At 70.7% G+C, this 8,241-nt stretch carries 7 protein-coding genes; 6 read left to right on the forward strand and 1 reads right to left on the reverse strand.

Annotated elements, in window-relative coordinates; genetic code table 11:
* Positions 1-164: 164 nt before the first annotated feature.
* From IY392_RS11100 to purB, 6 genes are all read left to right on the forward strand, one after another.
* Positions 165-1,814, forward strand: coding sequence for an AMP-binding protein (locus tag IY392_RS11100; protein ID WP_194861240.1), 1,650 nt, complete (start codon positions 165-167; stop codon positions 1,812-1,814).
* A gap of 72 nt (positions 1,815-1,886) precedes the next feature.
* Positions 1,887-3,341 carry a family 43 glycosylhydrolase gene (locus tag IY392_RS11105; RefSeq protein WP_194861241.1) on the forward strand — a complete coding sequence of 485 codons (1,455 nt, stop codon included), beginning with the start codon at positions 1,887-1,889 and terminating at the stop codon, positions 3,339-3,341.
* A gap of 137 nt (positions 3,342-3,478) precedes the next feature.
* Entirely contained in the window at positions 3,479-5,098 is a 1,620-nt protein-coding gene (locus IY392_RS11110; RefSeq protein WP_228549296.1) for a DASS family sodium-coupled anion symporter, read from the forward strand.
* A gap of 22 nt (positions 5,099-5,120) precedes the next feature.
* Positions 5,121-6,296 carry an aminotransferase class I/II-fold pyridoxal phosphate-dependent enzyme gene (locus tag IY392_RS11115; RefSeq protein WP_194861243.1) on the forward strand — a complete coding sequence of 392 codons (1,176 nt, stop codon included), beginning with the start codon at positions 5,121-5,123 and terminating at the stop codon, positions 6,294-6,296.
* Positions 6,297-6,358: 62 nt separating this feature from the next.
* The gene (locus IY392_RS11120; RefSeq protein ID WP_194861244.1) at positions 6,359-6,502 is read left to right on the forward strand and encodes a hypothetical protein; all 144 of its coding nucleotides are present in this window, start codon (positions 6,359-6,361) and stop codon (positions 6,500-6,502) included.
* Positions 6,503-6,524: 22 nt separating this feature from the next.
* The gene (purB, locus tag IY392_RS11125; protein ID WP_194861245.1) at positions 6,525-7,982 is read left to right on the forward strand and encodes an adenylosuccinate lyase; all 1,458 of its coding nucleotides are present in this window, start codon (positions 6,525-6,527) and stop codon (positions 7,980-7,982) included.
* 5 nt (positions 7,983-7,987) lie between these two features.
* Here purB and IY392_RS11130 read toward each other — a convergent pair.
* The coding region (locus IY392_RS11130; RefSeq protein WP_194861246.1) for a response regulator transcription factor at positions 7,988-8,241 on the reverse strand (254 nt) is incomplete at its 5' end.

Below are 8,241 nucleotides of genomic sequence, written 5' to 3' on the forward strand. Positions count from 1 at the left end.
CGCACTCCGCCGTACTCTCGGCGCGCTTCGAGCCATTACTGACCCATGCTCCTAGGGGTGGTCTCGATAGAGTGCACGGCGTCCGCGTGGTGGGACAGCCCCGAAAGTGGGGGTGCCCGTCGGTGGGTGGCGCGCGGAGGGTCAGTACAGCAGTATCCGCAGGCATGTCTGCAGATGAGGCCCAGACCACTCCGCCCGCCACCGTCCCGTTGTCGCCGGAAGAGCTCCTGGCGATCTACGACGTGCCCGGCGCGAGTGCGGCGGAGTTCCTGTGTGACCGCCACGATCCCGACGCGGTGGCGTTCACCGTGATCGATGCCGACCTGTCGGGTCGGGACATCACCTACGGCGAGCTCAAGGCGAGGAGCGAGAAGGTGGCCGCCGCGCTCTCGACCCTCGGGGTGGGCGAGGGGGACCGGGTCGCCACCCTCATGTCCAAGTCCGCTGACCTGGTGTTCACGCTCATGGGGATCTGGCGCCTGGGCGCGGTGCACATGCCGCTGTTCACCGCGTTCGCGTGGCCCGCCATCGAGATGCGGCTCACCGGCGGGTCGGCCAAGGTGGTCGTGTCGGATGCCGATCAGCGCGACAAGCTCGAGACCACGTCGGTTCCGGTCGTCGTGGCGGGACTCGCGGACTGCCCCGCGGCCCGGGAGGGAGACCTGGACCTCCACACGATCGTCGACGCCCGCGAGTCCGGCCGGGCCGCCGCGGTCACCGGCCCTGACGCCGGGATGGTCATGTTGTTCACCTCCGGCACCACCGGCACCCCCAAGGGCGTCGTGGTCCCCGTCCGGGCGCTCGCCGCGTTCCACCAGTACATCGAGACCGGGCTGGACGTGCGCGCCGACGACGTGTTCTGGAACGGAGCCGACCCGGGCTGGGCGTACGGCCTCTACTACGGCATCCTCGGTCCGCTGGCCGTGGGCCGCCGCAGCCTGCTGCTCCACGCGCGATACACCCCGGAACTGGCCTTCGCGGTGCTGCAGTACTACGGGGTCACCAATTTCGCGGCCGCGCCGACCGTCTACCGCACGATGCGGGCGAAGCGCGACATCGCCCCGGACGTCAGGCTCCGCCGGGCGTCCTCCGCCGGGGAGCCGCTGACCCCCGAGGTGATCGAGTGGTCGATCGAGCAGTTCGGTGTCGAGGTCCGGGATCAGTACGGCCAGACCGAGCACGGGATGTTCATCATCAATCCCTGGCACGACTCGCTCCGCGAGGACGTCCGGCCCGGGTCCATGGGAGTGCCGCTCCCAGGGTGGGGGTGCACCGTACTCGCCGCCGACGCCGATGAGCCCGCCCCGGCCGGGGAACTCGGGCGCGTGGCGATCGACGTCCCGGCCAGCCCGCTCATGTGGTTCACGGGGTATCACGAGGCGCCGGACAAGACGGCCGAGCGGTTCAGCGCGGACGGCCGCTGGTACTACACGGGCGACGCGGCCACGCTGGACGCCGACGGTCACTTCTACTTCTCGAGCCGCGACGACGACGTGATCATCATGTCGGGCTACCGGATCGGCCCGTTCGACGTGGAGTCCGTTCTGGCCCGGCATCCGGACGTCCTGGAGTCGGCGATCATCGGCGTTCCCGACGATCTGGCGGGAGAGGTGCTCGAGGCGTATGTCGTGCTGCGGGACGGGGTCGAGGGCGACGAGGACACGGTGGCGGACCTGCAGAAGTGGGTCAAGACGGAGTTCGCCGCCCACGCCTTCCCGCGGAAGGTCCACTTCGTCCGCGAGCTCCCCAAGACGCCGTCGGGCAAGATCCAGCGCTTCCTGCTGCGCAAGGAACGCCGGGCGAGTCAGGAATAGAAGGCGAACGACGCCCGAGACCGGAGTGAGCTACCGTCACATGAAGGAGAATTCCGGGTCTATCATCGGCCGATGAGAATCTCGCGCGGTGCCCGCGCCCTCGGGGCAGCGGCGGTGGCCGTCGTCATCCCCGTCGTCTCGGCGACCGCGGCGGTTCCCGCCGGCGCCAACCCGGTGATCTCGTCGATCGCGCCGGATCCGTCCGTTCAGAGGGGAGCGGACGGGGCGTTCCACGTCTACGCGTCCTCCGACGACTGGTCGGACGGCACCGGCTACCGGCTCATCCCGCACTTCCGTTCCTTCGACCTGGTCGAGTGGGAGTACGTGGGGGACGCCTTCGGCTCCCGTCCGGTGTGGGCTCCCGAGGGCTCGTTCCTCTGGGCCCCGGACGTCCACGTGACCGACACCGGTGCCGTCATGTACTACACCACCGGAGGTCCGGCCCCCTGTATCGGGATGGCCACCGCGCCGGGGATCGAGGGCCCGTGGACCCACGGTTCGGTGCCGATCGTCTGCTTCGGTGCCGAGGCCCCCTACCAGGACCTGGATCCGATGGACCCCGAGGTCGTGTTCACCGACGACGGGCCCGTGATGTTCATGGGCAACTTCGAGGGCATCCACGCGGTACCGATGAACCCCGCGGGCACTGCGCTCGCCGGGGACCCCGTCCTGGTGGCGGGCACGGGGGTGGAGGCGCCCGCCGTGCTCACCAGGGAGGGCAGGACCCACCTGTTCACCAGCGCGGGATTGTGCTGCGACGGCGAGCAGTCGCAGTACCGGGTGCTGGGCGGCCGGGCCGACGACGTCATGGGGCCGTACACCGACCGGCAACAGCGTCCGTTGGTGCAGGGGCCGGGCGCGCCTCTTCCCGGAGATGTGATCCTGCAGGGCGACGCCGACTGGGTGGGCCCGGGTCACGTCGACGTGACCACCGACGACGCAGGGCAGGACTGGATGCTCTACCACGCCGCGCCCCGCGGCAGCGCCGTGCTCCCCAACGGTGTGCAGCGGCGCTACATGATGCTCGACCGTCTGGACTGGGTCGGTGGGTGGCCCGTGGTGGGAGACGGGACCCCGTCATCGACCCGGCCCGCCGACCCGGTCGTCTCACTGCCCGTCCGGCTCACCGCGGTCGGGGACGCGGCTCTCCGGCCGGACCGGGACCGCCAGGTGCTCGACGCCTCGGTGCGGATGGACTCCACGGGAGCCGCCTATTCCGGAGAACTGCGAGCCACGCTCACCGGCCCGGACACGCAGCGGGTCGAGGTGCCCGTTCTCGTCGACGGTCAACAGTGGCCGTCGGTGCCCCAGAGCGTCGGCGCCGGTGCGACCGTCACCCGCGCGGTGTCCCTCGTACCCCCCGCGCCGCTCGCGCCGGGGCGGTACGAGCTCGTCGTGTCGGTCGCGGGCGCGGGTGGGCCGGTGCGCGAGCTGGCGGTGTTCGGCCTCGAGGTGGCGCCCGACGGGTCGCTCTCGATGGGCTCGGGCGCGCTCGGTTCGGCACCGCTGGGTTCCCTCGGAGGCTGATCGCCTGACCCGCGCCCGGGTGACGTTTACGGTGAGTGCACAGCACCCCGGAGAACGGACCCGGGGTGCGTGACACGCGAGGGGGACGGCGAATGGCGACCGGCGATCAGGAACGGCCGAGTGGCCGGAGGATGGTCATGGCCCCGCATCTGAGTGGCCTGGAGCCGGACCCCAGCCGGGGAATGGAGATCGCGCAGAAGTCGCCCGGCGAGCGTGACGGGGCCGTGCCCCGCGGCGAGTTCGTCCGCAGTGTGATCGGGACCGTCGCGGGTGTCGTGGCGGCGTCGGTGGTCTACGCGGTCATGCCGGGGGACCTCGAGCACAACGCGCGGTTGACGGCCGCCGTGGCCGTGCTGCTCGGGATCTGGTGGATGACCGAGTGCATCCCCATCCCGGCCACGGCGCTGGTGCCGCTCATCGCGTTTCCCGTGTTGGGGCAGGACATCTCGGTCGACGACGTGGGCGCCCAGTACGGGAACAACATCATCTTCCTGTTCATGGGCGGGTTCCTGATCGCGATCGCCATGCAGAGATGGAACCTGCACCGGCGGATCGCGTTGTTGACCGTTCGCGCCATGGGGACCCGCTCGACCCGGGTGATCGCCGGGTTCATGATCGCGACCGGGTTCCTGAGCATGTGGGTGTCCAACACCGCCACCGCGGTCATGATGCTGCCGATCGGTGTCTCGGTCCTCATGCTGGCCTCCGAGCTGAGCAGGAGCGAGTCCGGCAAGGGGGGCGATCCGGACGGGTCGCTGCCCCACATGGACTCCTCGTCCGACCCGACCTCCGACGAGGTCAAGAAGGCCGTCATCCGGTCGAACTTCGGGACCGCGCTCATGCTGGGCATCGCCTACGCCGCGTCGATCGGCTCGCTGGCGACGATCATCGGGACCCCGCCCAACACCCTGCTCGCCGGTTACCTCGAGAGCGAGCACGGCATCATCCTCGGCTTCGGTCGGTGGATGATGGTCGGTCTGCCCCTGTCCATCGTCATGCTGGTGATCGCCTGGCTGCTGCTCACCAAGGTCCTGTTCAAGCCCGAGGTCGAGAAGATCCCCGGTGGGCGGAAACTGTTCGACGACGAGCTCCGCAGCCTCGGCCCCGTCTCCTCGGGCGAGAAGCGCGTCCTGGCCGTGTTCATCGCCGCCGCGGTCGCATGGGTGGCGGTGCCGTTGGTGTGGGACAGCCCGCCCGTCTCCGACGCCGGGATTGCGCTGATCGCCGGGCTCGTACTGTTTCTCACGCCCGCGGGCACCGCGCGTGGCGTGCGGCTGCTGACGTGGGAGGCCGCCCTCGCCCTGCCGTGGGGTGTGCTCCTGCTGTTCGGCGGTGGGCTGGCGCTGTCGTCCCAGTTCTCCGGTTCCGGGCTCACCGAGTGGATCGGTGAGAAGTCCGCGGCGCTCGGTGGGCTGCCGGTCGTCCTGTTGGTCGTCGTCGCCGCGGGCGGGGTCCTCCTGCTGACCGAGCTGACGAGCAACACCGCCACCGCCGCGACGTTCCTCCCGGTCGCGGGCGGGGTGGCGCTGGGGCTCGGACTCGATCCGATGCTCCTGGCCGTCCCGGTGGCGCTGGCCGCCACCTGCGCCTTCATGCTGCCGGTGGCGACCCCGCCCAACGCCATCGCCTACGGCTCCGGGTACGTGACGATCGGGCAGATGATCCGGGGTGGTGTCTGGCTCAACCTCGTGGGGATAGTGCTCATCACGCTGGTCACCATGACCCTGATGGTGTGGGTGTTCGGCCTGACCCTCTGACGTGGGCGCTAGCGTCGGGGTCATGAGCCTCGCGCGTACACCCTCTCTCCGGTCGGCCGTCGAGCCCTTCCATGTGATGAGCGTCCTGGCCGCCGCGGCGCGGCGCCAGGAGACGCACGGCGACGTGATATCGCTCTGTGCCGGGCAGCCCTCGACGCCCGCGCCCGCGCCGGTGCTGGAGGCGGCACGACGCGCGTTGGACACCGAGATCCTCGGCTACACCGAGGCTCGTGGTATCCGGCCGCTACGCGAGGCCATCGCGGACCACCACCGCAGGGTCGACGGCGTCGAGGTGGCCGCCGACGACGTCGTCGTCACCACCGGGTCCTCCGGCGGCTTCTCCGTCCTGTTCCTCGCCGCCTTCGACCCCGGGGACGCGGTGGTGATGGCCCGCCCCGGGTATCCCGCGTACCGGAACACACTCCAGGCGTTGGGGTGCCGCGTCGTCGAGGTGGCCTGCGGTCCCGAGACCCGGTACCAACCCACGGTCGCCCAGCTCGAGGCCGTCACGGCGGAGCTGGGGCACGCGCCCGCCGGTCTCGTCGTGGCCAGTCCCGCCAACCCGACCGGGACCATCATCGACGCCGGTGAACTCGCCGCCCTCGCGCGCTGGTGCGAGGACCGGGGCACGCTGCTCGTCAGCGACGAGATCTACCACGGGGTCACCTACGGCCGGGAGTGCGCGAGCGCGTGGCGGACCAGCCGCGAGTCCGTGGTGATGGGGTCGGTCTCCAAATACTTCTCCATGACCGGGTGGCGCATCGGGTGGATGCTGCTGCCGCGCCACCTGCACGACCCCGTGGACCGGCTCGTCGGCAACCTCACCATCTGCCCGCCCACGCACGCGCAGTTCGCCGCTGTCGCCGCGTTCACCGACGAGGCCGCCGCCGAGCTCGACGCGCACGTCCGGCGATACGCCCTGAACCGTGATGTGGTGCTCCGTCGCCTGGGGGAGTTGGGGGTGGGACGTATCGCTCCGCCGGATGGCGCCTTCTACGCCTACCTCGACGTCTCGCGGTGGACCGACGACTCGGTGGCGTGGTGCGCCGAGATCCTGGACCGCACCGGGGTGGCGCTGACCCCTGGCGTCGACTTCGACACCGTCGACGGACGGCGCACCGTCCGGTTGAGCTTCGCCGGGGGCACCGAGGAGATCGCCGAGGCCATGGATCGGCTCCGGGCTGTGCTGCTGCCGTGAGAGCGGTGCTGCTGCCGTGAGAACGGGCCACGGCGGACGCCCCGGGACGCTACCGTCGGCGCATGGGTTCCGCCGAGATCATCACCACCGCCGTGTACATCCTCCGCCCGTGGCTGCTGCTGCAGGCCCCGTTGACGGTGGAGCAGGTCTACGTCCACGCCAGTGAGATCTTCAACGGGTCCACCGGCGGATCCATGGTCTCCTGACCGCCCTGCGATACTGGGTGGTGTGACCGCCCAGAACGCCGCTTCCCCGCAGACCGTCAAGCCCCGCCTGGCGAACGTCCTCGCCTCGCGTTACGCGAGCGCCGACCTGGCCACGCTGTGGTCCGCCGAGCACAAGATCGTGCTCGAGCGCCAGCTGTGGATCGCGGTGCTCCGCGCCCAGCGCGACCTGGGCATCGAGGTCCCCGACGGGGTGATCGAGGCGTATGAGGCCGTGATCGACCGGGTCGACCTCGATTCGATCGCCGAGCGCGAGCGGGTCACCCGGCATGACGTCAAGGCCCGGATCGAGGAATTCAACGCTCTCGCCGGGCACGAGCACATCCACAAGGGCATGACGAGTCGGGACCTCACCGAGAACGTCGAGCAGCTGCAGGTGGTGCGGTCCCTCGAGCTCGTCCGTGACCGGGGCGTGGCGGCCGTCCGTCGACTGGCCGAGCACGCCGTCGCCCACCGTGACACCGTGATGGCCGGGCGCAGCCACAACGTCGCCGCGCAGGCCACCACGCTCGGCAAGCGGTTCGCCTCGGCCGCCGACGAGCTGCTGGTCGCGCTCGAGCGGGTCGAGTCGCTGCTCGAGCGGTACCCGCTACGTGGGATCAAGGGCCCGATGGGGACGGCCCAGGACATGCTCGACCTCCTCGGCGGCGACCCCGCCATGATGACTGAACTCGAGCGCCGGATCGCCGAGCACCTCGGCTTCTCCCGCACGTTCGACTCGGTGGGGCAGGTCTACCCCCGGTCGCTCGACCACGAGGTCGTCTCCGCGCTCGTGCAGCTCGGCGCCGGACCGTCGTCGCTGGCGCAGACCATCCGGCTCATGGCCGGGCACGAGCTGGTCACGGAGGGGTTCCAGCCCGGGCAGGTCGGGTCGTCCGCGATGCCGCACAAGATGAACACCCGCTCGTGCGAGCGCGTCAACGGCCTCCAGGTGGTCCTCCGCGGCTACGGCTCGATGGCGGCCGAGCTCGCGGGCGCGCAGTGGAACGAGGGGGACGTCTTCTGCTCGGTGGTGCGTCGGGTGGCACTGCCCGACGCGTTCTTCGCCCTGGACGGGATGTTCGAGACCTTCCTCACCGTCCTGGACGAGTTCGGGGCCTATCCGGCGGTGATCGACAAGGAGCTCCAGCGGTACCTGCCGTTCCTCGCCACCACCAAGGTCCTCATGGCCGCCGTCCGGGCGGGGGTCGGGCGTGAGGTCGCCCACGAGGCCATCAAGGAGAACGCGGTCGCGGTGGCGCTGGCCATGCGTGAGGAGGGCCGCGAACCCGACCTGTTGGACCGGTTGGCCGCGGATGACCGGCTGCCCCTGGATCGCGCGGCACTCGACGAGGCGCTGTCCGACCGCGCGGCGTTCGTGGGAGCGGCGGGAGACCAGGTCGACGCGGTGGTCGCGAAGGCCCGGGAACTCGCCCGCCGCCACCCGGAGGCCGCCGAGTACACCCCGGGAGCGATCCTGTAGACAGCTCACGCCCCGCCCGCGACACCCGTCCGGTAGGCCCACACCACGGTCTGCACCCGGTCCCTTGTGCCGAGTTTGGTCATCGCCCGCCCGAGATGGGACTTGACGGTGGACTGTTCGACGTGGAGAGCGGCGGCGATCTCGGAGTTCGACATGCCCTCGGCGAGCAGCCGGACGATGTCACGTTCCCGGGGGGTGAGCAGGCCGGTGGCCTGCGCGGGGTCCGGGGCGGGGCGTCGGCGGGCGAATTCGGCGATCA

The organism is Dietzia sp. SYD-A1 (assembly GCF_015356725.1).
In the GTDB taxonomy this organism is placed as follows: Bacteria; Actinomycetota; Actinomycetes; order Mycobacteriales; family Mycobacteriaceae; genus Dietzia.